Source organism: Bradyrhizobium sp. 164 (assembly GCF_023073715.1).
Taxonomy (GTDB): Bacteria; Pseudomonadota; Alphaproteobacteria; order Rhizobiales; family Xanthobacteraceae; genus Bradyrhizobium.
On sequence record NZ_JADPKA010000094.1, the window covers coordinates 30,501 to 54,789 of the forward strand.

The 24,289-nt window shown below is 65.7% G+C and carries 26 protein-coding genes; 17 read left to right on the plus strand and 9 right to left on the minus strand.

Annotated features, from left to right (window positions below):
* Nucleotides 1-13 precede the first annotated feature (13 nt).
* The gene (locus tag IVB01_RS28215) at nucleotides 14-1,330 is read left to right on the plus strand and encodes an ATP-binding protein (protein WP_247279707.1); all 1,317 of its coding nucleotides are present in this window, start codon (nucleotides 14-16) and stop codon (nucleotides 1,328-1,330) included.
* Here IVB01_RS28215 and IVB01_RS28220 read toward each other — a convergent pair.
* Entirely contained in the window at nucleotides 1,257-2,150 is an 894-nt protein-coding gene (locus IVB01_RS28220; RefSeq protein ID WP_247279706.1) for a YihY/virulence factor BrkB family protein, read from the minus strand. The genes IVB01_RS28215 and IVB01_RS28220 overlap by 74 nt on opposite strands.
* 342 nt (nucleotides 2,151-2,492) lie before the next feature.
* Here IVB01_RS28220 and IVB01_RS28225 point away from each other — a divergent pair, with 342 nt between their 5' ends.
* The 6 genes from IVB01_RS28225 to IVB01_RS28250 all read left to right on the plus strand — a co-directional run bounded on the left by IVB01_RS28225 (nucleotide 2,493) and on the right by IVB01_RS28250 (nucleotide 6,464).
* Nucleotides 2,493-2,687 (plus strand): twin transmembrane helix small protein, encoded by a 195-nt coding sequence (locus tag IVB01_RS28225; protein ID WP_247279705.1) that lies wholly within the window; start codon nucleotides 2,493-2,495, stop codon nucleotides 2,685-2,687.
* Complete coding sequence (locus IVB01_RS28230) at nucleotides 2,688-3,260, plus strand: cob(I)yrinic acid a,c-diamide adenosyltransferase (RefSeq protein WP_247279704.1); 573 nt, start codon at nucleotides 2,688-2,690, stop codon at nucleotides 3,258-3,260.
* A 124-nt stretch (nucleotides 3,261-3,384) separates the two neighbouring features.
* Complete coding sequence (locus tag IVB01_RS28235) at nucleotides 3,385-4,134, plus strand: electron transfer flavoprotein subunit beta/FixA family protein (RefSeq protein ID WP_247279703.1); 750 nt, start codon at nucleotides 3,385-3,387, stop codon at nucleotides 4,132-4,134.
* On the plus strand, nucleotides 4,134-5,078 hold the full coding sequence (locus IVB01_RS28240) for an FAD-binding protein (protein WP_247279702.1): 945 nt from the start codon (nucleotides 4,134-4,136) through the stop codon (nucleotides 5,076-5,078). The genes IVB01_RS28235 and IVB01_RS28240 overlap by 1 nt, the downstream gene beginning before the upstream one ends.
* A 195-nt stretch (nucleotides 5,079-5,273) precedes the next feature.
* Entirely contained in the window at nucleotides 5,274-6,155 is an 882-nt protein-coding gene (locus IVB01_RS28245) for a 3-hydroxybutyryl-CoA dehydrogenase (RefSeq protein WP_247279737.1), read from the plus strand.
* 114 nt (nucleotides 6,156-6,269) lie between these two features.
* Nucleotides 6,270-6,464: a hypothetical protein gene (locus IVB01_RS28250; protein ID WP_028182113.1), complete on the plus strand. Its 195-nt coding sequence runs from the start codon at nucleotides 6,270-6,272 to the stop codon at nucleotides 6,462-6,464.
* Nucleotides 6,465-6,469: 5 nt separating this feature from the next.
* Here the strand turns inward: IVB01_RS28250 and IVB01_RS28255 are convergent, their stop codons facing one another.
* A complete protein-coding gene (locus tag IVB01_RS28255) occupies nucleotides 6,470-7,135 on the minus strand; it encodes a TlpA disulfide reductase family protein (RefSeq protein ID WP_247279701.1) in 666 nt (221 codons plus the stop codon).
* Nucleotides 7,136-7,240: 105 nt separating this feature from the next.
* Between IVB01_RS28255 and argH the strand changes: the two genes are divergently transcribed.
* From argH to lysA, 3 genes are all read left to right on the plus strand, one after another.
* Complete coding sequence (gene argH, locus IVB01_RS28260; RefSeq protein WP_247279700.1) at nucleotides 7,241-8,638, plus strand: argininosuccinate lyase; 1,398 nt, start codon at nucleotides 7,241-7,243, stop codon at nucleotides 8,636-8,638.
* Nucleotides 8,639-8,732: 94 nt separating this feature from the next.
* Complete coding sequence (locus IVB01_RS28265; RefSeq protein ID WP_247279699.1) at nucleotides 8,733-9,026, plus strand: lipoprotein; 294 nt, start codon at nucleotides 8,733-8,735, stop codon at nucleotides 9,024-9,026.
* Between the two features lie 23 nt (nucleotides 9,027-9,049).
* Nucleotides 9,050-10,315, plus strand: coding sequence for a diaminopimelate decarboxylase (gene lysA, locus IVB01_RS28270; RefSeq protein ID WP_247495072.1), 1,266 nt, complete (start codon nucleotides 9,050-9,052; stop codon nucleotides 10,313-10,315).
* Between the two features lie 146 nt (nucleotides 10,316-10,461).
* Here lysA and IVB01_RS28275 read toward each other — a convergent pair whose 3' ends face one another.
* Nucleotides 10,462-11,367: an NAD(P)-dependent oxidoreductase gene (locus IVB01_RS28275; RefSeq protein WP_247279697.1), complete on the minus strand. Its 906-nt coding sequence runs from the start codon at nucleotides 11,365-11,367 to the stop codon at nucleotides 10,462-10,464.
* Nucleotides 11,368-11,511: 144 nt separating this feature from the next.
* Nucleotides 11,512-11,895, minus strand: coding sequence for a carboxymuconolactone decarboxylase family protein (locus tag IVB01_RS28280; protein WP_247279696.1), 384 nt, complete (start codon nucleotides 11,893-11,895; stop codon nucleotides 11,512-11,514).
* Nucleotides 11,896-12,064: 169 nt separating this feature from the next.
* Here IVB01_RS28280 and IVB01_RS28285 point away from each other — a divergent pair, with 169 nt between their 5' ends.
* Nucleotides 12,065-14,047: a TIGR02302 family protein gene (locus tag IVB01_RS28285; RefSeq protein ID WP_247279695.1), complete on the plus strand. Its 1,983-nt coding sequence runs from the start codon at nucleotides 12,065-12,067 to the stop codon at nucleotides 14,045-14,047.
* Nucleotides 14,035-15,186, plus strand: coding sequence for a DUF4175 family protein (locus IVB01_RS28290; protein WP_247495073.1), 1,152 nt, complete (start codon nucleotides 14,035-14,037; stop codon nucleotides 15,184-15,186). The genes IVB01_RS28285 and IVB01_RS28290 overlap by 13 nt, the downstream gene beginning before the upstream one ends.
* A 157-nt stretch (nucleotides 15,187-15,343) precedes the next feature.
* On the opposite strand, the gene IVB01_RS28295 is transcribed toward IVB01_RS28290, so the two are convergent.
* Complete coding sequence (locus tag IVB01_RS28295; RefSeq protein ID WP_247279693.1) at nucleotides 15,344-15,718, minus strand: response regulator; 375 nt, start codon at nucleotides 15,716-15,718, stop codon at nucleotides 15,344-15,346.
* A gap of 46 nt (nucleotides 15,719-15,764) precedes the next feature.
* Nucleotides 15,765-16,643 (minus strand): MJ0042-type zinc finger domain-containing protein, encoded by an 879-nt coding sequence (locus IVB01_RS28300; RefSeq protein WP_247279736.1) that lies wholly within the window; start codon nucleotides 16,641-16,643, stop codon nucleotides 15,765-15,767.
* 179 nt (nucleotides 16,644-16,822) lie between these two features.
* Here IVB01_RS28300 and ftsE point away from each other — a divergent pair, with 179 nt between their 5' ends.
* The 4 genes from ftsE (at nucleotide 16,823) to IVB01_RS28320 (ending at nucleotide 20,113) form a co-directional block, all read left to right on the plus strand.
* Nucleotides 16,823-17,482: a cell division ATP-binding protein FtsE gene (gene ftsE, locus IVB01_RS28305; RefSeq protein ID WP_247279692.1), complete on the plus strand. Its 660-nt coding sequence runs from the start codon at nucleotides 16,823-16,825 to the stop codon at nucleotides 17,480-17,482.
* Nucleotides 17,475-18,443: an ABC transporter permease gene (locus tag IVB01_RS28310; RefSeq protein ID WP_247495074.1), complete on the plus strand. Its 969-nt coding sequence runs from the start codon at nucleotides 17,475-17,477 to the stop codon at nucleotides 18,441-18,443. The genes ftsE and IVB01_RS28310 overlap by 8 nt, the downstream gene beginning before the upstream one ends.
* 169 nt (nucleotides 18,444-18,612) lie before the next feature.
* Entirely contained in the window at nucleotides 18,613-19,317 is a 705-nt protein-coding gene (locus IVB01_RS28315) for a YdcF family protein (protein ID WP_247279690.1), read from the plus strand.
* Between the two features lie 22 nt (nucleotides 19,318-19,339).
* Nucleotides 19,340-20,113, plus strand: coding sequence for a lysophospholipid acyltransferase family protein (locus tag IVB01_RS28320; protein WP_247279689.1), 774 nt, complete (start codon nucleotides 19,340-19,342; stop codon nucleotides 20,111-20,113).
* On the opposite strand, the gene IVB01_RS28325 is transcribed toward IVB01_RS28320, so the two are convergent.
* On the minus strand, nucleotides 20,110-20,721 hold the full coding sequence (locus tag IVB01_RS28325; protein WP_247279688.1) for a gamma-glutamylcyclotransferase: 612 nt from the start codon (nucleotides 20,719-20,721) through the stop codon (nucleotides 20,110-20,112). The two genes, IVB01_RS28320 and IVB01_RS28325, sit on opposite strands and share 4 nt — an antisense overlap.
* 211 nt (nucleotides 20,722-20,932) lie before the next feature.
* Here IVB01_RS28325 and IVB01_RS28330 point away from each other — a divergent pair, with 211 nt between their 5' ends.
* On the plus strand, nucleotides 20,933-22,117 hold the full coding sequence (locus IVB01_RS28330) for a DUF2125 domain-containing protein (RefSeq protein ID WP_247279687.1): 1,185 nt from the start codon (nucleotides 20,933-20,935) through the stop codon (nucleotides 22,115-22,117).
* Between the two features lie 109 nt (nucleotides 22,118-22,226).
* Here IVB01_RS28330 and IVB01_RS28335 read toward each other — a convergent pair whose 3' ends face one another.
* On the minus strand, nucleotides 22,227-23,162 hold the full coding sequence (locus IVB01_RS28335) for a prephenate/arogenate dehydrogenase family protein (protein WP_247279686.1): 936 nt from the start codon (nucleotides 23,160-23,162) through the stop codon (nucleotides 22,227-22,229).
* Complete coding sequence (gene hisC, locus IVB01_RS28340; RefSeq protein ID WP_247279685.1) at nucleotides 23,159-24,256, minus strand: histidinol-phosphate transaminase; 1,098 nt, start codon at nucleotides 24,254-24,256, stop codon at nucleotides 23,159-23,161. Before hisC ends, IVB01_RS28335 begins: the two co-directional genes overlap by 4 nt.
* Nucleotides 24,257-24,289 lie beyond the last annotated feature (33 nt).

Sequence of the window (24,289 nt, forward strand, 5' to 3'; positions counted from 1 at the left end):
TTCGAAGGGGATCATGGCGGCGAAAACGCGCCCAGTGCGCACCACGCGGACGTCCAAGCGACCGCCTCGGAAGCGGTCCAGGGCGGGCGGCCGGTTGCGCAAGCGCAGCACCAAGGCGGTCGCGCCGGACGTGGTCCAGGCCGCGCTCGCCGCCTTTGCCCATGAGGTCCGCACCCCCCTGACCGGAATACTGGCAATCAGCGACCTGCTCGCGACCTCCGATCTTGGCGAGCGGGAGCGGCGCTGGGCCGACACCATCAAGGCCGGCGCCGAACATCTGGCGAGCCTTGCCACGCTGTTTGTGGACGCGGTCCGGACAGGAAAGCGGGCCGGGAAGGGTGGACACGCGCTCCGGCAAGACCTGTTCGACCTGCGGACGCTTGCCCGCAGCGCCGGCGATTCGCTGGCCGGCCGCGCCGCGGCCAAGGGTCTTCGGGCCCAGGTCGTTATCTCCGAGAAGTTGCCGGGGCTGGTGGTCGGCGATCCGGTCCGCCTGCGCGCTGCGCTCGAGAACCTGATCGACAATGCCGTGAAATTCACCGACCAGGGCGGCGTGGCGCTTGCGGTGGCGCCCTGGCGCCCCGTCAAGGACGAGCGCAAGGGCAAAGCAAAGGGTAAAGCAAAGGGTAAAGCAAAGGGTAAAGCAAAGGGTAAAGGTAGGGTCGGCATCGCCTTCGCCGTGTCTGACAGCGGCATCGGCCTTACCATGGCCGAGATCAAGCGGCTGTTCCGCCCGTTCACCCAGGCCAATGTCACCATTGCCTCGCGCTTCGGTGGCGCCGGCCTGGGGCTATCCTCGGTGAAGCAATTGGCGCGCGCGATGGGCGGCGACATCACGGTCGCTGCGCGGCGCGGCGGCGGCGCCACGTTCACACTGACGGTGTCGCTGGATGCGATGGTATCGGGTAAATCGCGCAAGGCGAAGGACGGTAGTGAGCCCGAGGCGATGGCCGCCCTCCGCGTGCTCAGCGTCGAGGACAATCCGTTCGGCCGCGTGGTGCTCAACACCATTTTGACCGAGCTCGGCCATCATGCCGAGTTCATCGGCCGCGGCGAGGACGCGGTGGACCGGCTCGCGCAGGGCTCCTTCGATGCGGTGTTGATGGACATGGTGCTGCCCGGAATCGACGGCGTCGAGGCCATCCGGCGGATACGCAGCATGGCGCCGCCGCTGGCGCAGATTCCGATTATCGGGGTGTCAGGTCGCGGCGAAGACGAAGCGGCGTCGCGCGAGGCCGGTGCCGACGCCTTCCTAGTCAAGCCTGTGTCCCCGCGGGCCTTAGCGACTGCGCTGCTTGAAGCGAGACGCCGTGAGGCAGTCGCGACTTGATGATCGCCGCGTTGAGCTCGCCGCCGTACACGAAAATCGCGGCGATGAAATACAGAAACACAAGCGCGATGATCACCGAGGCCAGCCCAGCATACATCGTCACATAGTTGTTGGCGAAGCGCGCGAGATATTGGCCGAACACGATGCTCGAGATCAGCGACGCCACGATGGTGAAGACGATGCCGGGCAGGATCTGGAGAAAACTGCGGCGTCCCGCCGGCAGCCAGGCGTGCAGGATGAGCAGCGCCACCACCAGCGCGCTGATGGAGATGCCGTAGCGCAGCCAGGTGAGAATGCTTTCGTTTGACTCGACGAACAAGGGAATGTGGCGCCGTGCCGCTTCGATGATCAGCGGACCGAGCACGATCAGGAACGCCATGGCGAGTGCAGTGAAGGCGGCAATCAACGTGTAGGCAATCGATTCCAGCCGCAGCCAGTACCAGCGCCGCATCTCCACCACCGCATAGGCGCGGTTGAGCGCGACGCGGAGCGCCTCGACGCCGTTGGAGGCGAAATAGACCGACAGCGCTGCGCCGATCGTCAGAATACCGGTGCGGGTCGTGGTCAGCACGTCGTGGACCTCGCCGGAAATCGAGTCGGCGACCTGCTTTGGCCAGACCTGGAGCATCAGGCTGGCGGCCTGGTCGGCGAGTTCCTTGGAGCCGAAGAAGCCGGCGAGCGAGGTCAGCACGATCAGGAACGGGAACAGCGCCATCAGCGTCGACAATGCGATGTGACTCGCGATCGCCCAGCCGTCGTCGGCGAGGAACGTGTAGAAGGCGTCCATCACGACGACGTAGATGTAGCGGATCGCTTTCACGTGCCACCCGTATTGGCTGTCGACCTTCGCCTACGCGCGCGGCGTCGTTCGCCTCGCCCCGCCTGCGGGGAAAGGTCGACGCCCTCGGCAGCGCAACTGCGGGCCAGAGCGCGGCGGGTGAGGGGGAGCCTTCGCGGGGACGGTGAGAGTTGGATTCGCGGAGAGCCCGCCTCACCCGGATTCGATCTGCGATCGAATTCGACCTTTCCCCGCAAGCGGGGAGCGGCGAAGGGCGGCTGCATCGAATCCAAGATCATCCAGCTAGCTTCTGATATTATTGGGTTAAAAGCCAGATCGGCGATGCCATGGCGGACCGGCGCGCACGGTGTTATCTACCCTCGGATGGCATCTATCTTGAGTACTTTCATCCTGCCGATCGCGGTCGGCGCCGTGGCTCTCGTGCTGCTGCTCGGTCTCGTCAACATGATGCGCGGCGGCTCGCCCAACACCTCGCAGAAGCTGATGCGCTGGCGCGTGCTGCTTCAGTTTGTGGCGATCATCATTGCCATGCTCGCAGTCTGGGCCATGGGGCGCTAAATGGTCACGTTGAATCGCATCTATACGAAAACCGGTGACGACGGCACGACAGCGCTCGGCTCGGGCGAGCGTCGTCCGAAATACGATCTGCGCATCGAGGCCTATGGCACCGTGGACGAGACCAATGCCGCGATCGGCGTGGTGCGGCTCCACACCTCGGATATGCCCGAGCTCGACGCGATGCTCGGCCGCATCCAGAACGATTTGTTCGATCTCGGCGCCGACCTTGCGGTGCCCGAGCGTGAAGGCAAAGCGGAGCGGCTGCGGGTGGTGGCGAGCCAGGTCGAGCGGCTCGAGCGCGACATCGACGCACTCAATGACAAGCTCGCGCCGCTGACTTCCTTCGTGCTGCCGGGCGGCACGCCGGCCGCGGCTCATCTCCATGTTGCCCGCACAATATGCCGCAGGGCGGAACGAGTGATGGTAGAGCTGGCGGCCCGGCCCAGCGAACCGGTGAGCGCGGCTGGCATCCAATATATGAACCGATTGTCGGACTTCCTGTTCGTGGCCAGCCGAGCCGCTAATGGGGACGGTGCCGGCGACGTACTCTGGGTTCCCGGCCAGAACCGCTGACCCATTTGGGCGGAGCGTTTCTAAGGTCTAAAATTTGGCCCTTCGCGCGTTGACCGGGCCTGATCAGGCCTTTAGGTTCCGCGCCAGTTGATAACCCCTTCCCAAATTGAGTGAAAGAGGATCGATGAAGGTCTTAGTGCCGGTAAAGCGGGTGGTCGATTACAACGTCAAGGTCCGCGTCAAGGGCGATGGATCGGGCGTTGAACTCGCCAACGTCAAAATGTCCATGAACCCGTTCGATGAAATCGCGGTCGAGGAAGCGCTGCGCCTGAAGGAAGGCGGCAAAGCGACCGAGATCGTGGTGGTCTCGATCGGACCCGCACAGGCGTCGGAGACGATCCGCACCGGCCTCGCCATGGGCGCCGACCGCGGCATCCTGGTGAAGGTCGATGGCAACGTCGAGCCGCTCGCGGTGGCCAAGATTCTGAAGAGGGTTGCCGAAGAAGAGCAGCCGGGCCTGATCATCCTCGGCAAGCAGGCAATCGACGACGACTCCAATCAGACCGGCCAGATGCTGGCCGCGCTGCTCGGCTGGTCGCAGGCGACCTTCGCCTCCAAGCTCGAGGTCGAAGGTTCTGAGTTCAAGGTCACGCGCGAAGTCGATGGCGGCCTCCAGACCGTGAAGCTGAAGGGACCGGCGATCGTCACCACCGATCTGCGTCTCAACGAGCCGCGCTATGCCTCGCTGCCCAACATCATGAAGGCCAAGAAGAAGCCGATCGCGGAAAAGACCGTCGCCGATTACGGCGTCGACGTCGCTGCGCGCCTCGAGATTCTCAAGACGACGGAGCCGGCGGGCCGCAAGGCAGGCGTCAAGGTCAAGGACGTCGCCGAGCTGGTGTCGAAACTCAAGAACGAAGCCGGGGTGCTCTGATGACGACGCTTCTGATTGCCGAACACGACAATGCGTCGTTGAAGGATGCGACCAACAAGGCGCTCACTGCGGCTGCCGCGCTCGGCGCGGAGGTCGAGGTGCTGGTGGCCGGCCTGAACGCCAAGGCCGCGGCGGATGCCGCCGCCAAGCTTGCCGGCGTCAAGAAGGTGCTGCTCGCCGATGGCGAGCTCTACGCGCACGATCTCGCCGAGCCGCTGGCCGCGCTGGTCGTGTCGCTGGCGTCCAGCTATGACGCGATCGTCGCGCCCGCGACCTCGCGCTTCAAGAACGTGATGCCGCGTGTAGCAGCCCTGCTCGACGTCATGCAGGTCTCGGAGATCATCAAGGTGGTCGCCCCCGATACCTTCGAGCGCCCGATCTATGCCGGCAACGCCATCCAGACGGTGAAGTCGAAGGACGCCAAGAAGGTCATCACGGTGCGCACCTCTACCTTTGCCGCAGCAGGCGAGGGCGGCAGTGCGCCCGTCGAGAACGTCGCGGCGGCCGCCGATCCGGGCCTGTCGACGTTCGTCGGCGAGGAAGTCGCCAAGAGCGACCGTCCGGAACTGACCTCGGCCAAGATCATCGTGTCTGGTGGCCGCGCCATGCAGAGCCGCGAGAATTTCGCAAAGTACATCGAGCCGCTCGCCGACAAGCTGGGCGCCGGCGTCGGTGCCTCGCGCGCGGCGGTCGACGCGGGCTATGCGCCGAACGACTGGCAGGTCGGCCAAACCGGCAAGGTCGTGGCTCCCGAGCTCTATGTCGCGGTGGGCATTTCCGGCGCGATCCAGCATCTGGCCGGCATGAAGGACTCCAAGGTGATCGTCGCGATCAACAAGGACGAGGACGCGCCGATCTTCCAGGTCGCCGATTACGGCCTGGTGGCGGACCTCTACCAAGCGGTTCCGGAGCTGACGGCCGAACTCGGCAAGCTCGGCAAGTAAAACGGGCTAAAAACACCGGCCGGAGCTATAAACTCCGGCCGGTGTTGCTTTTCTGAGGCGTTTTCTTTGGCGTGGGGCACGCCTTCGAGGCGATCCAATCTAGGTTTCGAGCCAGGGTTCTGATTAAATCGGATCTCCCGGCTCGAGGGGATAGGCAGGGCGCGCTCGTCGCGCGCCGTTCCGGTGGATGACATGATGGCGGCAGTGATCAAGAAGGTCGGCGTGATCGGCGCGGGTCAGATGGGCAACGGCATTGCGCATGTTGCGGCGCTGGCCGGCTTCGACGTGGTGCTCAATGACGTCTCGGCCGACCGCCTCAAGTCGGGCATGGCCACCATCAACGGCAATCTGGCGCGACAGGTCTCCAAAAAGGCCGTCACCGAAGACGACAAGGCCAAGGCGCTCGCGCGCATCAAGCTTGCCGAGAAGCTGGACGACCTCGCCGACTGCGACCTCGTGATCGAGACCGCGGTCGAGAAGGAAGAGGTCAAGCGCAAGATCTTCCACGAACTGTGCGCGGTGTTGAAGCCGGAGGCGATCGTCGCCTCCGACACGTCGTCGATCTCGATCACGCGGCTCGCCGCCGCCACCGACCGGCCGGAGCGCTTCATCGGCATTCACTTCATGAATCCGGTGCCGCTGATGGAGCTGGTCGAGCTGATCCGCGGCATCGCCACCGATGATGCGACCTTCGAGGCATCCAAGGAATTCGTCGCCAGGCTCGGCAAGCAGGTCGCAGTCTCCGAGGATTTCCCGGCCTTTATTGTCAACCGCATCCTGCTGCCGATGATCAACGAGGCGATCTACACGCTGTACGAAGGCGTCGGCAATGTCGAGGCGATCGATGCCGCGATGAAGTTAGGGGCCCATCATCCCATGGGCCCGCTAGAGCTCGCCGATTTCATCGGCCTCGACACCTGCCTCTCCATCATGCAGGTGCTGCATGAGGGGCTGGCCGACTCCAAGTACCGCCCGTGCCCGCTGCTGGTGAAATACGTCGAAGCCGGCTGGCTCGGCCGCAAGACCCAGCGCGGCTTCTACGACTATCGCGGCGCCAAGCCGGTGCCGACGCGGTAAGGTACTCTCGTGCCCCGGGCGCAGCGCGGAGCGCTGCCGAGCCAGGACACGGAAACTCGCTCACCTCTCATTAACCCCTCACGCCTAGGTTAGGGCCGTACGAGGGTTCGCGTAATGGACATGATGGCAATGGTCAGCACCATGCTGGCCGCTCAGCAAGGCGCGCTGCAATCGAATATCGCGGCGACGCTGACCAAGCAGAACATGGACATGGAGAAATCCACCGTCCTGACGCTGATGGGCGCCGGCCAGCCTTCGCTCGCCAATGTAGGCCCCGGCGTCGGCGGCAATCTCAACGTCACGGCCTAAATTCTCTAAAGCGACGCGGCAGCTTTGCCCGTCGCCGCCCGGATCAGCTTGAGCGCGTCCTCGCTCGCCCACTCCGCCGGCCCCGCAATCGTCGCGATCTCGCAGCCTTGCGGGTCGACCAGCACCGATGTCGGCATCCCCAAGGCCCGGCCTACAGCTTTAAGATCCTGAAAAACCTTGGCTTTCTGATCGCTGAAATAGCCGAGCCGGGTCAGATTGGCCTCTCTCAGGAAGGTCTTGGGCTTCTCGGGATCGCGGGTGTCGATGTTGATCGCCACCACCTCGAAATTCGGGCCCGACAGCTTGCCCTGGAGCTCATCCAGCGCCGGCATCTCCTTGCGGCAGGGCACGCACCAGGTGGCCCACAGGTTCACCAGCAGCGTCTTGCCGCGGAAATCAGACAGCTTCTTCGGCTTGCCGTCGGCGTCCTCGAAGACGAGGTCTGGCAGCTTGAAGGGGACGCTCGCCATGGTCAGCGCCGCCACCTCGCCATGGGCGAGCGGGGCGATCTTCTGCGCGGTCGCCACCGCGGACCGGCAGACCGGATCGCCTGACGGCGCCCGGCTCAGGCCCAGCCCGTACAGCGCGGCGAAGCCCGCCAGACCCCCGATCGCCACAATGGCGATGACGAGGGGGATTCGGCGCGTGGCGGAGGGCGTCTTGTCGAGCATATCGTTTGTCATCCGGTCGCAGATGTGGCTATCAGGGGCCTCTTAATACGGCTGGCCGCGGCCAGCAAACGTGACTAGCGACAGGCAAGGCGTGAGCAGGGGATCATGAGCAACAAGATGTGGGGCGGCCGGTTCTCGGAACGTCCCGATGAGATCATGGAGGAGATCAACGTTTCTATCGACGTCGATCGTCACCTGTTCGCCCAGGACATTGCCGCGTCCAAGGCCCACGCCGCGATGCTCGCCAGCCAGGGCATCATCACCGCCTCTGATGCGAAAAATATCGGCAAGGGTCTAGACACGATTTTGTCAGAGATCGGCAAGGGCGGCTTCGCGTTCAAGCGCGCGCTCGAGGACATTCACATGAATGTCGAGAGCCGGCTGTCCGAGCTGATCGGCCCCGCCGCCGGAAGGCTGCACACGGCGCGCTCGCGCAACGACCAGGTCGCGACCGATTTTCGCCTGTTCGTCCGCGACGTCATCGACGAGACCGATGCTGCGCTGGCCGCGTTCCAGCAGGCGCTGGTGGAGCGCGCGCTGGAGCACGCCGCGACCGTGATGCCCGGCTTCACGCATCTGCAGACTGCGCAGCCCGTCACTTTCGGCCACCACCTGCTTGCCTATGTCGAGATGGCCGCGCGCGACCGCGGCCGCTTTCAGGACGCGCGCAAGCGGCTCAATGAATCGCCTCTGGGCGCGGCCGCCCTGGCCGGCACCTCGTTCCCGATCGACCGCCACGCCACCGCGAAGGCGCTCCTCTTCGACCGGCCGATGGCGAACTCGCTCGATGCGGTGTCCGATCGCGACTTCGTGCTGGAGACGCTGTCGGCAGCCTCGATCTGCGCCGTGCACATGTCGCGCTTTGCCGAAGAGATCGTGATCTGGACCTCGCCGCTGGTTGGCCTCATCCGCCTCAGCGATAAATTCACGACCGGCTCCTCGATCATGCCGCAGAAGCGCAACCCGGATGCCGCCGAGCTCGTGCGCGCCAAGACCGGCCGCGTGATCGGCGCGCTCAACGGTCTTCTGATCGTGATGAAGGGCCTGCCGCTCGCCTATCAAAAGGACATGCAGGAGGACAAGCAGGGCGCGATGGAAGGTTTTGCCGCGTTGTCGCTGGCGATCCGCGCGATGACCGGCATGGTCCGCGACCTCGCGCCCGACGAAGCGAGGATGAAGGCGGCCGCGGGCGAGGGTTACGCCACCGCGACCGATCTCGCCGACTGGTTGGTGCGGACGCTGAAGATGCCGTTCCGCGAGGCCCACCACGTCACCGGCCGGATCGTGGCCAAGGCCGCCGAAGGCGGCGTCGCGCTGCACGAGCTGCCGCTGAAGGAGATGCAGGCGATCGAGCCCAAGATCACCAAAGACGTGCTCGGCGTGCTCTCGGTCGAATCGTCGGTGAAGAGCCGGACCAGCTTTGGCGGCACCGCGCCGAAGAACGTGGCGTCGCAGGCCAAGGCTTGGGCGAAGCGGCTGGAAAAGCAGCGAAAAGCGGGCTAATGGCAAAATTTGGCTTGTTTTTCATGGTCATGCGGGCTCTCGCCAGAGCGCACCAATCTCTGTATGGTGCGCGCCGCGTAGTGGGGATTTCGTCGTGACGTCAAAGTTTCGCCCGGCCGGCTCGGGGTGGGCCATCATTGTCCTTAGTCTGACGGCGCTGGCGCTCGCCGGCTGCGGACGCAAGGGTCCGCTGGATCTGCCGCCGACCGCCTCCAATGCGCCCACGGCCAACGGTGCGGCGCCGACCGACACCGAGACCGAAGCCCAGGGGACGCCGAGCGTGTTCAATCCCACCTACGGTGTGGACGCCGCGCCCGCGGCGGCCAAGGGCAGGAAGAAATCGTTTATTCTCGACCCGCTCCTGGACGAACCTCCCGGCCGGAAATAAGCCGGGACAACCGAGCCTGCGCCATGAACCATTTCGACTATCGCAACGGCGTGCTGCACGCCGAGGCGGTGAACCTGTCCGAGCTGGCCGCAACCGTCGGCACGCCCTTCTATTGCTATTCGACCGCGACGCTGGAGCGGCACTACCGCGTCTTCACGGAGGCCTTCGCCGGCGAGAAGGTGCTGGTCTGCTACGCCATGAAGGCGAACTCCAACCAGTCGGTGCTGCGCACGCTGGCCAAGTTAGGCGCCGGCGCCGACGTCGTCTCGGGCGGCGAGTTGAAGCGTGCGCTGGCCGCGGGCATCCCCCCAGCTAAGATCCTGTTCTCGGGCGTTGGGAAGACGGAAACCGAATTGCGCGCTGCGCTTGCCGCCGACATCCTCTGTCTCAACGTCGAATCCGAGCCCGAGCTCGAGCTCTTGTCGCGACTTGCGACCGAGATGGGCAAGACCGCGCGCATCTCCGTGCGCGTCAACCCCGACGTCGATGCCGGCACGCATGCAAAAATCTCCACCGGTAGGTCCGAGAACAAGTTCGGCATTCCGATCGCTCATGCCCGCGAGGTCTATGCCCGCGCCGCAAGACTCCCGGGCATCGAGGTGACTGGCACCGACGTGCATATCGGCAGCCAGATCACCGACCTCTCCAAGATGGAGACCGCGTTCCGGATCCTCTCCGAGTTCGTGCAGACGCTGCGCGCCGACGGCCACTACATCTCGCATGTCGATTTCGGCGGCGGCCTCGGCATTCCCTATTACATGGATCGCGAGGCGCCGCCGGCACCCGACGCGTACGCCGCCATGGTCAAGCGCGTCAGCCACAATCTCGGCTGCACGCTGATGTTCGAGCCGGGGCGCATGATCGTCGGCAATGCCGGCATCCTGGTCACGAAGGTCATCTACGTGAAGCATGGCGACGGCAAGAATTTCGTCATCATCGACGCTGCCATGAACGATTTGATCCGCCCGACGCTGTACGAGGCGCATCACGACATCCTGCCGGTGACGCAGCCCGCCAAGGACGCGGCCACCATCACGGCCGACGTCGTCGGCCCGGTCTGCGAGACCGGCGACTATCTCGCCCTCGACCGCACGCTGCCGACGCCAAAGGCGGGCGATCTGCTCGCCATCATGACCGCCGGCGCCTATGGCGCGGTGCAGGCGGGCACCTACAACACGCGGCCGCTGGTGCCGGAGGTGCTGGTGAAGGGCGAGCAATACGCCGTGGTGCGCCCGCGCATCGAGGTCGAACAGCTGATCGCGATGGATACGCCGGCGCCTTGGCTGTGACAGCACGACGGCGGGCCGCCACAAATTCAGTGTCGTCGTGCGACAGCCAGGATCCATAATCCCCGAGGGCGTGTCGCGCGAAGCTGCTAACGACGAATCTTCGCCAGACCTCTCCCTCGAGTGGCGGGTGCTGCATCTGCACTTCGCTACTTCCCCGTCAACTCGCCCTTCGCTCCAACCACAACCCCCGCCTTCCTCTCGATCGGCTTGATTGCCGCGGTGAAGTCGGACTCGGCGCCTTCCGCGCTGATCACCGTCTCCCACAACCGTCCTACGGCATCAGCGACTTCCATCGACAGCCCGAGCTGCTTCATCTCCTCCAGCGCCAGCCGCACGTCCTTCACCATCAATCCCGTGGCGAAACCGAAGTCGAAGGTGCGCGGCAGAACCGAACGCGGAAACTTGTCGCGGCTCGCCGTGTTCATGCCCGAGCCCGCATTGATGACGTCGATCATCACGGCGGGATCGAGCCCGGCCTTGACACCCATCACGACGGCTTCCGACGTTGCCACGATGGCCGTGGCCGACAGGAAATTGTTGGCGAGCTTCATGGTCTGCGCTGCGCCCGGCTTCTCGCCGATGAAGAACACCTTTCCGATCACGTCGAGCGCCGGCTTGAGCAGCTCGAACTCGGCTTTCGGGCCGGAGACCATCACCGCCAGCGTGCCTTTCTCGGCGCCGCCGACCCCGCCGGACACGGGGCAGTCGACCTGCACGATGTTGCGTTTGGCGAGCAGGCCGTGAATCTTCGAAGCCATTTGCGAGCCGACCGTCGACAGATCGACGAAGCGTTTCGCGCGCCTGCCCTCGATCACGCCGTTTGCGCCCGTCGCGACCTCGAGCGAGGCCTGCAGCGATGGCAGGCTCGCCATCACCGTCTCGACCTGGTCGGCGACATCCTTGGGTGATGTCGCAGCCGTCGCGCCGCGTGCCATCAGCCTGTCGACGACCTCCTTGCGCGTGTCGAACACGACGAGCTGGTGTCCGGCCTCAATCAGCCGTCGCGCCATCGGGAAACCCATGTTTCCGAGCCCGATGAATCCGATGTCCATGCTGTTTCCTTGGGTTTGTTATTCGTTGTCGTGAAAGATGCGCACTCCACCCTCGGAGTCGTCCCGGACAAGCGCGGCTCAAGCGCGCGCCGATCGAGATTTGCGCTGACGCTTGTCCGGGATGACGGCGGCGGTGGCTCGCCCTCACGCCTTCCCATCGATCTCCGCAAACACCTCGCGCGCGATGCGGAAGCTGTCGACGGCGGCCGGCATGCCGCCATAGATCGCGACCTGCATCAGGATCTCGCGGATCTCCTCCCGGGTGACGCCGTTGGTCAGTGCGCCCTTCAGATGCGCGCGGAGCTCGTGCTGGCGGTTGAGGATCGCGATCATCGCGATGTTGAGCATGCTGCGGGTCTTGCGCGGCAGTTCCTCGCGGCCCCACACCGCGCCCCAGCAATATTCGTTGAGCATCTCCTGGAACGGACGGTTGAAATCGTCGACGTTCGTCAGGGCGTTGTTGACATAGGCCTCGCCCAGCACTGCTTTGCGGACTTCCAGGCCCTTGTCGTGCATCTTCTTGTCCATGGCGTTTCCTTCGTTTTCCTCGGAATGGCGTCGCGGAAATTACGGGGTTGCGCCGGGCCAGTCACGTCCTCGTGTTATGCGGGAAAAGGGGTGTCTCCCGTGCCGGAATGGATGCCTCAGTGCTGCCGTTGTGGTAGGCTTCGCTCTACCGGGCAACCTGGAGAGCTGATTGAACGGCGTCACCCCCGACCCGTCAGACCCGATCCGCGAGGGCGACGCTCTGTCGCGGCTGAAGCTGGCGCAGGCCCTCGATCGGGCGACCTATGCCATCGCGTGGGAGCGTGCTTGGCCGAATTTGGCGCGGCTTTTGACTGTCGCCGGCCTTTTCCTGGTGGTGTCCTGGGCCGGCCTTTGGCTGTCCTTGCCGTTTGTCGCCCGCGCGATCGGTCTCGTCATCTTCGCCGGCATCGCGATTGCTGCCCTGTTCCCGTTGATTCGCTTTCGCTGGCCAGGCCGTGATGAGGCGCTGAGCCGGCTCGACCGTGGCTCCGGCATCCGTCACCGCCCGGCCACCACGCTCACGGACACGCTGAGCTCACAAGACCCGGTTGCCAAGGCGCTGTGGCAGGCGCAACGCGAGCGCACGCTGGCCTCGCTCAAGCGCATCCGCGCCGGTCTGCCGCATCCGCGGCTCGCGTTTCACGATCCTTGGGCGCTGCGTGCACTCGTCATGGTGATGCTGGTTGCGACCTTCTTCGCCGCCGGCGACGAGCGCGCGATGCGGCTCCGGGCCGCCTTTGACTGGAATGGCGTGCTGGCCCCGACCAATGTTCGCGTCGACGCTTGGGTGACGCCCCCGCTTTACACCGGCAAGCCGCCGGTCATCCTGTCGGCCGCCAACAAGGAAGCCGCGGCATTGCCGGCCAGCGGACCGCTTGCCGTCCCCGCCGGCTCGACCCTGATCGTGCGCTCCTCCGGCGGCAGCCTCGATGTCGCGGTCTCCGGCGGCCTCAAGGAGGTCGCCCCGGTGGAAGCCGCGCCCAAGGGCACCAACGAAAAGCACTTTGCCATCGCCGCCGACGGCACCGCGCATGTCCGCGCGCCCTCCGGCCAGCCGCAATGGACCTTCACGGCGACACCGGACCGTCCCCCGACAATCGCGCTCGCCAAGGACCCCGAGCGGCAGGCACGCGGCGCGCTCCAGCTCTCCTACAAGATCGAGGACGATTACGGCGTCACCGGTGCCGACGCGCACATTGCGCTGCGCCCCGCCGACGCCAAGGATGCCGGCAAGTATGGCGCCAAAGATACCGCCAAGGATAACAAGGACAACAGCAAGGACGCCGACGGCAAAGGCGCGGCGCGGCCGCTGTTCCAGCCGCCGCAATTCCCGCTCGTGCTGCCGAACGCGCGCACCCGTAACGGCGTCGGCCAGACGGTGAAGGACCTCAGCGAGGATCCCTATGCCGGCGCCGAGGTCACGCTGACGCTCACCGCCAAGGACGAGGCCGGCAACGAGGCGCGAAGCGAGCCCTTCAACATGCGCCTGCCCGAACGGCTGTTCACGAACTCGCTCGCGCGCGCGCTGATCGAGCAGCGCCGCATCCTCGCGCTCGACGCCAACAGGAATTCCGACGTCTACACCGCGCTCGACGCGCTGATGATCGCGCCCGAATTGTTCACGCCGGATGCCGGCTGCTATCTCGGCCTGCGCAGCCTGGCGTCCCAGCTCGAGGCGGCCCGCACCGACGAGGCGCTGCGCGAGGTGGTGGCGAGCATGTGGGCGTTCGCGGTCACCATCGAGGACGACGGCGTCGCCGGCAGCGTCAACGCGGCGCTGCGTTCGGCGCAGGACGCGCTCAAGGCGGCGCTGGAACGCGGCGCCAGCGAGGACGAGATCAGGGTGCTGACGCAAAAGCTCCGCGAGGCCATGGCCGGCAAGGTACGCGACCTCGCCCGGCGCGCCGAGCAAAATCCGCTCGGAGCGCGGCAGCCGTTCCCCGCGGAGGTCCAGCTCATCCTCGACAAGGCGATCGAGCTGCGACAGAAGACCCAGCATGCGACGCCCGAGCAGCTCGAAGAGCTGGCGCAGCAGCAGGACACATTGCGCGAGCAGCTTCAGGCCTATCGGAAGTCGGCAAGCAGCCGTGCCAACAAGACGGGGGACGACAAGACCAACCAGTTTACGCGGGACCGGAAATGCGGAAGCTAGCACGCGTGCCAGTCTTAAAGGCGATGTCGATCGCATGTGTCGCCCTGCTGCTCTGCGGCGTCTCGCCGGTCGCTGCCCAGCTGGATCAGGATCCTGACGCGCTGCTCGACAGCGCCGAAAAGGCGATGCAGGAGTCCGGCGACAGCCTCAGGCAGAAGGAATCCGGCAAGAGCCTGAGCAATCAGTCTGACGCCATCCAGAAGCTGGAGGAGTACAAGCGGGCGACGGAACGCAGCCAATCCTCCAGCCGCGATCGCAATGTCATCACGCAGCGCGATCTGGACGACCTCCTGAGGCAGATCGAGAAGGCGGCGCGCGAAGGCAACCGCGAGGCGGCCCAGCGCATGCTCGAGCAGCTCGCGCAGATCATGGAAAATCTCCAGATGGCGCAGCCCGGGCAATCCGGCGACAGCGACATGGAGCAGGCGCTCAACGAGCTCAGCGACATGATCCGCAAGCAGCAGCAATTGCGCGACAAGACGTTCAAGCAGGGCCAGGACTCCCGGCGCGACCGCTCGCGCGGCAAGCAGCAGGGCGACCAGTCGATGTCGGACCTCCAGCAGGACCAGCAGGCGCTGCGCGACCGTCTGAAGAAGTTGCAGGACGAACTCGCCAAGCGCGGCCTCGCGCAGAAGGGACAAAAAGGTCAGAGTCAGAAAGGGCAGAAGAGTCAGCAGGGCGACCAGGGCCAGCCCGGCCAGAATGGCGATCAGGACGGCGACCAGGGCGACGAAGACAGCAGTCTGGACGACGCCGACGGGGCCATGGGCGATGCCGGGTCGAAACTCGGCGAGGGCAACGCCGACGGCGCCGTGGATTCGCAGGGCAAGGCCCTCGATGCCTTGCGCAAGGGCGCGCAGAAGATGGCCGAGGCCATGCAGCAGGGCGACGGCGACGGGCAGGGCGATGGTCCCGGCAATCGGGCCGGCCGTCAGCAGAGCGGCGCCAATCAGACCGATCCGCTGGGCCGTCCGCTTCACGGCCGCGATCTCAGCGACGACTACACCGTCAAGATCCCCGGCGAGATCGACGCCCAGCGTGTCCGCCGCATCCTCGAAGAGCTCCGCCGCCGCTTAGGCGATACCTCGCGCCCGCAGATCGAGCTCGACTATATCGAGCGCCTGCTCAAGGATTTTTGACCTCACACTCGATGTCATCGCCCGCCTTGTGCGCTTGCGCACTGGGGCGGGCCATCCAGTATTCCGACACAATTGTGATCCGAACGATAGGCGACAGCGTACTGGATGCCCCGCCTTCGCGGAGCATGACAGCGGTATGCTTGGCTAATGCCGCCCGCTACCCCTTCCTCGCCGCCAGCGCATCCGCCACGGCGGTGCGGATGTCGGCGACCGAGAACGGTTTTGTCACGACGTCATGCACCAGCGCATTGAGGTTCGAGGCGCGCTCGCGCTGGTCGGCAAATCCGGTCATCAAGAGAATGGTCAGGTCGGGGAAATCGCGCGCGGCGGAGAGGGCGAGCGCGATGCCGTCCATGACGGGCATCTGGATGTCGGTAAGCAGCAGGTCGAACGCCCCGTCCTCGCGGGTCAGGATCTCCAGCGCCTCGGCGCCGTCTTGCGCGGTGACGGTCTCGTGGCCGTCGATGGCGATGGCGCGCGCCACCAGCGTGCGCATCGAATCCTCGTCGTCGGCGATCAGGATTTTCGGCATCAGACAAACCTCGGGACCAACTCCCGCGCGGATCTTGTGAGGCTGATTATACGCTGCCGCCGGCAATGTCGCGCCGGTTGAAGAAGCGAACGTCGATATTGCGGCCTTCCGGCGGCGGCGAGGCCAGGCGCGAGCGGAAGAAGGCGCGCTCGCCGGGCCGCAGCACGGTCTGCTCCAGCACCGTGTTCCAGGCGTAGATCTCCGCTCCTTGCGCGTCGCGCACGGCGAAGCGCAGGCGCGGGATGTCGAGCGGCTTCTTGCCCTCGCCGACGATCACGCCCTCGATCACCAGCACCTGCTTACCGTCCACGGTCTCGCTGGATAGTTTGACGTCCTTGAAGGCCAACCCTCTCAGATTAACCTCGAGCCCCACCATCTTGTAGAACGCCGCCGTCTGCGGCAGCAGCCGCACCATGTCGCCGCGCCAGATCACCAGTGCCAGCACCAGCGCGCCCATGGCGGCGCAGCCGGTCGGCAGGCCGAAATGGGATTTTCGCGGCGCCGCGGTGGCGGCCGGGCGACTGACCCGCGCGCCGCGGCGACGGAACAGGCCGCGGAACCAGGACTGGTGCTGCGCGCCGGCGACGTCCTCCTCGACGGCCCGGGCCGCCGCCGACCACTCGTCCTCGATCTCCTTGGTGTCCTCGGTCGGCCAGTCGCTGGCGATCGAGGGGCTTTCGACAACCGGAGTGTCGGGGGTGCTATCGTCCTTGGCGTATGAGTTCCACTGCGCGGCGAGGTCGGCCTGGTCCTCGGCCTGGCTTGCCGCAGCCATGGCCGGGATGGACGCCTCCTCGATCGCATCCTCGGCATGGGCGACCCAGGTCTCCTTGCAACGGGAGCAGCGCACTGTCCGGCCGTTCGCACCCAGGCTCGCAGGCTTGATGGCGTAGGATGTCGTACAATGAGGGCAGACGATATGCATGGACGAGCCTTGATGCATGGACTGGTCTTGACGATGTCACGGTCGCGGAGAACCGGGTTGCTCTTATGCTACCGGGCGAGCGTTAACGAACCGGAAACCATAACGGTCGCAAAACCCGTTAGTCGCGTTTGGCGGGGTGCAGCCGTGTGGCCCGCGCCCCTTCTCGAACGGAGCTGAGCTTGGTTCGGTTCGAAAATGTCGGATTGCGTTACGGTCTGGGGCCGGAGGTTCTGCGCGACCTCAACTTCCAGATCCCGGCGCATTCCTTCCAGTTCCTCACCGGACCGTCCGGCGCCGGCAAGACCTCGCTGTTGCGCCTGTTGTTCCTGTCGCATCGGCCGACGCGGGGCCTCGTCAATCTGTTCGGCCAGGACATCTCGCGGCTCGGCAAGGACGAGATCGCCGACCTGCGCAAGCGCATCGGCATCGTGCTCCAGGATTTCCGCCTGCTCGACCACATGACGACCTATGAAAACGTCGCGCTGCCATTCCGCGTCATGGGGCGTAGCGAGTCGAGCTATCGCAAGGAGGTCATCGATCTTCTGCGCTGGGTCGGCCTCGGCGATCGCATGGATGCGCTGCCGCCGATCCTGTCCGGCGGCGAAAAGCAGCGCGCGGCGATCGCCCGCGCCGTGATCTCGCGCCCGCAGCTGCTGCTCGCGGACGAGCCGACCGGCAGCGTCGACCCGACGCTCGGCCGCCGCCTGCTGCGGCTGTTCATCGAGCTCAACAAATCAGGCACGGCCGTCATTATCGCGACCCATGACATCGGCCTGATGGACCAGTACGAGGCGCGGCGCCTGGTGCTGCATCAGGGACGGCTGCACGTCTATGAGTAGGACCGACGAGCGCGGCGTGCTGGTTGACCTCGGGCAGGAGCGTCCGCAGCTTCCGGCCCAGGCGCGCAACATGTCGCCGATCGTGCCGCGTGCCTCGATCCACGGCCGCGCGCTGGTCGCCGTCGTCGCCATCATGACCTTCCTCGCCTCGATGACGACCGGCACGGTGCTGCTGGTCAGCGCTTCCGCCGCCGAATGGCAGTCGGAGGTCGCGAGCGAAATCACCATCCAGGTCCGTCCGCAGGCTGGCCGCGATCTCGAACGCGATACCGCGGCGGTGACGGAGGCGATGCGCGCGCAAGCCGGCATCGTCGAGGTCAAGCCGTTCAGCAAGGACGAAAGCGGCAAGCTGCTCGAGCCCTGGCTCGGCACCGGCCTGTCGATGGACGATCTGCCGGTGCCGCGCATGATCATCGCGCGCGTGCAGCCGGGCACGCCGCTCGATCTCGGCGTCCTGCGCGCGCGGGTCACCCAGGTGGCGCCGAGCGCGAGTGTCGACGATCATCGCGCCTGGATCGAGCGCATGCGCTCGATGACCAACGCCACCGTGCTCGCCGGCATCGGCATTCTCGCCCTCGTCATCATCGCCACCATCATCTCGGTTTCGTTCGCGACCCGCGGCGCCATGGCGGCGAACCGCCCGATCGTCGAGGTCCTGCATTTCGTCGGCGCCGGCGACCGTTACATCGCCAACCGCTTCCTGCGCCACTTCCTCAGGCTGGGCCTGGAGGGCGGCGTGATCGGGGGCGGCGCCGCCATGCTGGTGTTCGGCTTCTCCGAGTCGGTCGCCGGCTGGTTCTCCGGCACCCCTGTCGGCGATCAGTTCGCCGCGCTGCTCGGCACCTTCTCGCTGCGGCCATCCGGCTACATCGTGCTCGCGGTCCAGGCGGTGCTGATCGGCGCCATCACCGCGGTCGCCTCCCGCCAGACGCTGTTCGCGACGCTGAATGATATCGATTGAGTGTTGGGTGATAGCGGCTTCTTCGCCTCTCGCCGCTGGCGGGGAGCGGGAGCGCACTGGCGACGCGGCGAGAGGAGGTGTGCCTTCCGCTCGCAGAGCCCAATAACCAGACTCCACTTCGCCTCAAAACGTCTTAAAATCACCTCTGGGAAGGGATCACCGACATCGCATGACCTCGCCGACCGACGATCGATCGCCAAAACTGCCGCGCGGCTGGCTGCGCGCGGCAATCGTGTCGACGATCGCGCTTGCCTTCATCGGCGCGGCAGCAGGCTTCGTTGCGTTCCTGTCGCAATTGCGCGGCGCCGAGATGGTGCCGGATCGCAAGGCGGACGGCATCGTGGTGCTGACCGGCGGCTCCTCCCGGGTGTCGGACGCGATGGAGCTGCTCGCTGCCGGCTACGGCAGGAGGCTCCTGATATCGGGCGTGCATCCGACTTCGACGGCGAGCGACATCTCCCGCACCCTGCCGGAGAACCACTCCTTCATGACCTGCTGCGTCGACCTCGACCGCACCGCGCTCTCGACGCGCGGCAATGCGGCGGAGGCGCGGCGCTGGGCCGAGGGGCGCCAGTTCAAATCGCTGATCGTGGTCACCTCGAACTATCACATGCCCCGCGCGCTGGTGGAATTCTCCCATGCGATGCCGCAGACCACATTGATCCCGTTCGCGGTGGTCGGGGACAAATGGCGCGAGGAGCCGTGGTGGACTTCGGCGCCGACGTTGCGGCTGCTGCTGTCGGAATACGCCAAGTACGTCGCGGCCGAGCTCAGGGTGCGGCTGGAGAATTTCGGGATTGACCTTTCGCCCGAAGTGTCGGAGCAGCCTGTGGGCGTGCAGCCGAAGCGGCCCGCCACAGCACAGGCCAATTGACCGGCAATTGATCGGATCGTCGATGTTCCTGATTTTCCTGCGCTCGCTCGTGTTCAACGTGCTGTTCTACGCCGTGCTGGTGTGCCTGGCCATCGTGGCGCTGCCGACCTTCGCATTGCCGCCGCGCGCCATGCTGACGGTCGCGGAATGGTGGGCGAAGGCGACGCTGATCCTGATGCGCGTGATCTGCAACATCAAGGTGGAATTCCGCGGGGTCGAGAAGATCCCGCAGGGACCGTTGCTGGTCGTGGCAAAGCACCAGTCGTTCTGGGAGACGTTCGTGCTACCCGGCTTTTTCGATCACCCGATCTTCATCCTCAAGCGCCAGCTCATGCAGATCCCGGTCTTTGGTCAATTCCTGGTCAAGACCGGCATGATCGCGATCGATCGCAATGCCGGCGTGAAGGCGCTGCTGGACATGACGCGGCGGGCGCGCGAGGCCGTGCGCGGCGGCCGCCAGCTCGTGATCTTTCCGGAAGGCACGCGCCGTGCGCCGGGCGCTGCCCCCGCCTACAAGACAGGGTTTGCGCAGATCTACTCCTCCTGCGGCGTGCAGTGCCTGCCGGTCGCGCTCAATTCCGGCCTGTTCTGGCCGCGCCGCACCTTCATGCGCTATCCTGGCACGCTGGTGGTGGAATTCCTCGATCCACTGCCGTCGGGCCTGCCGAAGGACGAGTTTCGCGCGCGCGTGCAGACGGCGATCGAAGACGCGACCGGCCGTCTCGTCGAAGCCGGCCGGAAAGAGCAGGAGCACTTGATCGGCTCCGCGCCGAGCTACGCGCGGTCGGACAGTTAGCGGTTCTCTCGATCTTCGGTCGGCGCCGGCGCGTGCAGGGAATGCGCATCGCCGTGCAGCATCGTCGCAAGCTGGTGCAGCTGCGTGTCGCGAAAGCCTTCGGCCTCGATCGCTTTCACCGTCGCGGTGACGTAGTCGCGATTGGCGCCGGACTGGCCATGGCCCTGGATGACATGGCGGTGCTGCTCGGTGAGCGAGAGCCGGCCGGCATATTGGACATGACCGCGGTCGACGACATAAGTGAGTGCGGAGACGCGCTGCCGCGCATCGTTCTCCAGCCATACTGAGCGCATGACCTCGCGGTAGACCGAGGTGACCTGCTCGCGTGCCCGCAAATTGGCGACGACCTCGCTGCGGTTCTTCTCGGCGACGCGGAAGGCGATGCCGCGGCAGGCGCCGCCGCGGTCGAGCCCGAGCACCAGGCCCGGCTTTTCCGGCGTGCCGCGGTGCACGAAGGAATAGACGCACAGCGCGCGATGCTCGCCGACCAGCCGCGCCGGGACGCGCTCCTCGAATTCGAACCCCGGCCGCCACATCAGCGAGCCGTAGCCGAACACCCAGAGGTCGCCCTTGGCGGTGGTGACGGAGGGGAGGGTGATTTCCGACATTTCGGGCACGGCTAAAGCATGATCCGGAAAAGTGTGAAGCGGCCTTCCGAAAAGATCATGCTCAAACAAGGAGCTAAAGCGCGATGACGATTTTTCCAAATCGCGCCGCGCTTTAGCAGAACCGTGCCCCCAAGCGAAGCGGATTCTCCGCCTTTCGTCGGGGGCGGACCTCGCTTACATTTGCCTGAATCTGGGGTCAAAGGGTCGCCGCATGTCCAATATGACCGTTGCCACAGGCCGTCGCTCCCGTTGGGGCCTTTTCATCGCGCCCGCTCTCGTCCTGATCCTCGCGGTCGCCTGGAGCTGTTTCTGGTTCTACGCGGCGTCGCAGGCCGAAATCGCCGCAGACGCCTGGCGCGCGCAGGAGGCCAAATCCGGACGCGTCTATGATTGCGCCAAGCGCTCGATCGCGGGATTCCCGTTCCGCTTCGAGGTCCAGTGCTCCGGCGCCAGCGTCGCCCTGGTGTCGCAGAATGCGAGCAAGACGCCGTTTACGGCGAAGCTCGACAACATCCTGGTCGTCGCCCAGGTCTACGACCCCAAGCTCGTCATCGCGGAGTTCTCCGCGCCGGCGACGCTGACTGACGGCGTCACGCAAAACACCTTCGTGGTGAACTGGAGCAAGGGCCGCGCCAGCGTGGTCGGTCTGCCGGCCGTGCCGGATCGCGCCTCCATCGTGTTCGACGATCCCGGCCTCAACCGTCTCGACGGCAGCGTGCAGGTGCCGCTCGCGCGCGCCAAGCAGGTCGAGCTGCACGGCCGCCTCGCGGACGGATCGTCGTCCGATCATCCGGTCATCGAGACGGTGCTCCATGTCGCGCAGGGCAGCATCCAGGGCGTTCATCCCTTGCTCGCCGAGCCGTTCGAGGCGGACACGCGCGCGAAGGTCACGGGCCTTACGGACGTCACGCCAAAACCCTGGCCGCAGCGCTTCCGCGAGATCCAGGCCGCCGGCGGCCATATCGAGATCGTGCAGTCGCGGATCCAGCAGGGCGAGATGATCGCGGTTGCGGCCGGCACGCTCGGCCTCTCGGCCAGTGGCCGGCTCGACGGCGAATTGCAGATGACGGTGACGGGCCTCGAGCGCGTGATCCCGGCGCTCGGCATCGAGAAGATACTGGAGGAGGGTGTACCGCAGGCAACGCTCGACCGCGTCGCGCCGGGCGTGAAGTCGCAGGATCTCAACAATCTCTTCGGCGCCCTCGACCGCGCCGTTCCGGGCCTCGGCAAGGTCATCAAGCAGAACGCCAATGCCGGCGTCGCCGCCGGCATCAATTCGATCGGCACCGAGAGCACGCTCGAGGGCAAGAAGGCGAGAAGCTTTCCGCTAAAATTCGTCGACGGCGCCGTGCTGCTCGGTCCGGTCAAGGTCGGCCAGATCCCGCCGCTGTATTGACTCGCCGTCATTCCGGAGCATTTGCGAAGCGAATGAACCGGAATCTCGAGCCGCAAATCTCGTCATTCCGGGTTCGCGCTTCGCGCGCCCCGGAATGACGGGAGCGAAGCTACGGCTTCTTCAGCGCAGCGTGCGGCCGGCCGAAATCGGGCGCGGCCGAATCCTGGCCGATCTCGACGATTCCGCGGCGGATGGCGCGGGTGCGGGTGAAGTGGTCGAACAGAGCTTCGCCGTCGCCGCGGCGGATCGCGCGGGTGAGCTTGGCGAGGTCCTCAGTGAAGGTGCCGAGCATCTCCAGCACGGCCTCCTTGTTGGCGAGGAAGACGTCGCGCCACATCGTCGGGTCGGAGGCCGCGATGCGGGTGAAATCGCGAAAGCCGCCGGCGGAGAATTTGATCACCTCGGATTCCGTCACCTGCGCCAGCTCGTCGGCGGTACCGACGATGGTGTAGGCGATCAGATGCGGCAAATGGCTGGTGATCGCGAGCACGAGATCATGATGATCCGGCGTCATGATTTCGACCTTGGCGCCCATTGCCGCCCAGAACGCGCGCAGGCGATCGGTGGCAGCAGCATCGACGCCTTCCGGTGGCGTGAGGATGCACCAGCGGTTGATGAAGAGCTCGGCGAAGCCCGAATCCGGACCCGAATGCTCGGTGCCCGCGACCGGATGCGCCGGCACGAAATGAACGCCCTGCGGCAGATGCGGGGCCATGTCCCTGACCACCGCGCCCTTGACCGAGCCGACATCGGAGATGATCGCACCCGGCTTGAGATGCGCGGCGATCTCCCGCGCGACCTCGCCACAGGCGCCGACGGGAATGCAGAGGATGACGAGATCGGCATCCTTCACCGCTTCCGCGTTGGTCGCCACGACGTGGTCGACGATGCCGAGCTCGGCGACCCGCGCGCGCGTCTTTTCCGAGCGCGCGGTGGTGACGATCTCACCCGCCAAGCCCTGGAGCTTCGCAGCGCGCGCGATCGAGCCGCCGATCAGGCCGAAGCCGATCAGCGCGACGCGCTGGAAGTGCGCCTGCGCGCTCATTTGCCGCCCATGAAGTCGCGCAAGGCCTCAACCACGAGGCGGTTGGCCTCCTCGGTGCCGATGGTCATGCGCAGCGCATGCGGCAGGCCGTAATTCTTCAGCGCGCGCAACACCAGGCCCCGCTTGGTGAGGAAGGCGTCGGCATCATCCGCGGTCTGGCCCTTGTCGGTCGGGAAGTGGATCAGCACGAAATTGGCGACGCTCGGCGTCACCTTCAGCCCGAGCTTGCCGATCTCCTCGGTCAGCCGGTTGCGCCAGGTCTCGGTGAACTGCTTCGACATCGCCTGGTGCGCGGTGTCCTCGATCGCGGCGACCGCGGCATACATCGCCGGCGTCGACACGTTGAAGGGACCGCGGATGCGGTTGACTGCGTCGATGATGTGCTCGGGGCCGAACATCCAGCCGATGCGCAGCGCCGCAAGTCCGTGGATCTTGGAGAAGGTGTGCGTCACCACCGTGTTCTCGGTGGTGGCGACGAGCTCGATTCCCATCTCGTAATCGTTGCGCGAGACGTAGTCGCAATAGGCGGCGTCCAGCACCAGCAGCACCTGCGACGGCAGTCCGGCGCGCAGGCGCTTGACCTCGTCGAACGGCAGATAGGTGCCGGTCGGGTTGTTGGGATTGGCGAGCCAGACCAGCTTTGTCCGCGGTGTCACGGCGTTGAGGATGGCGTCGACGTCGGCGGTGAAGTTGGTTTCGGGCGCCACCACGTTCTTGGCCCCGTTCGCCATCGTCGCGATCGGGTAGACCAGGAAGCCGTGGGTGGTCGAGATCGCCTCGTCGCCCTGGCTGAGATAAGTGTGCGCGAGCAGATTGAGGATCTCATCGGAGCCGGCGCCGCAGATGATGCGGTTGGGGTCGAGACCGAAGCTGCGGCCGATCGCTTCGCGCAGCACGCGCGAGGTGCCTTCCGGATAATCCTCCAGATGATCCGCCACTCGCTTGAACGCCTCGATCGCCTTCGGCGAGGGCCCGAACGGCGTCTCGTTGGCCGAGAGCTTGAACACCTTGCGGCCCGGCTCCGGCACCGGGCTCTTGCCGGGCGTGTAGGGCGCAATATCGAGAATGCCGGGATTCGGCACGGGGCGGGACATCTTCAACTCCGGATTGGCGGGACGGCTCGCGAC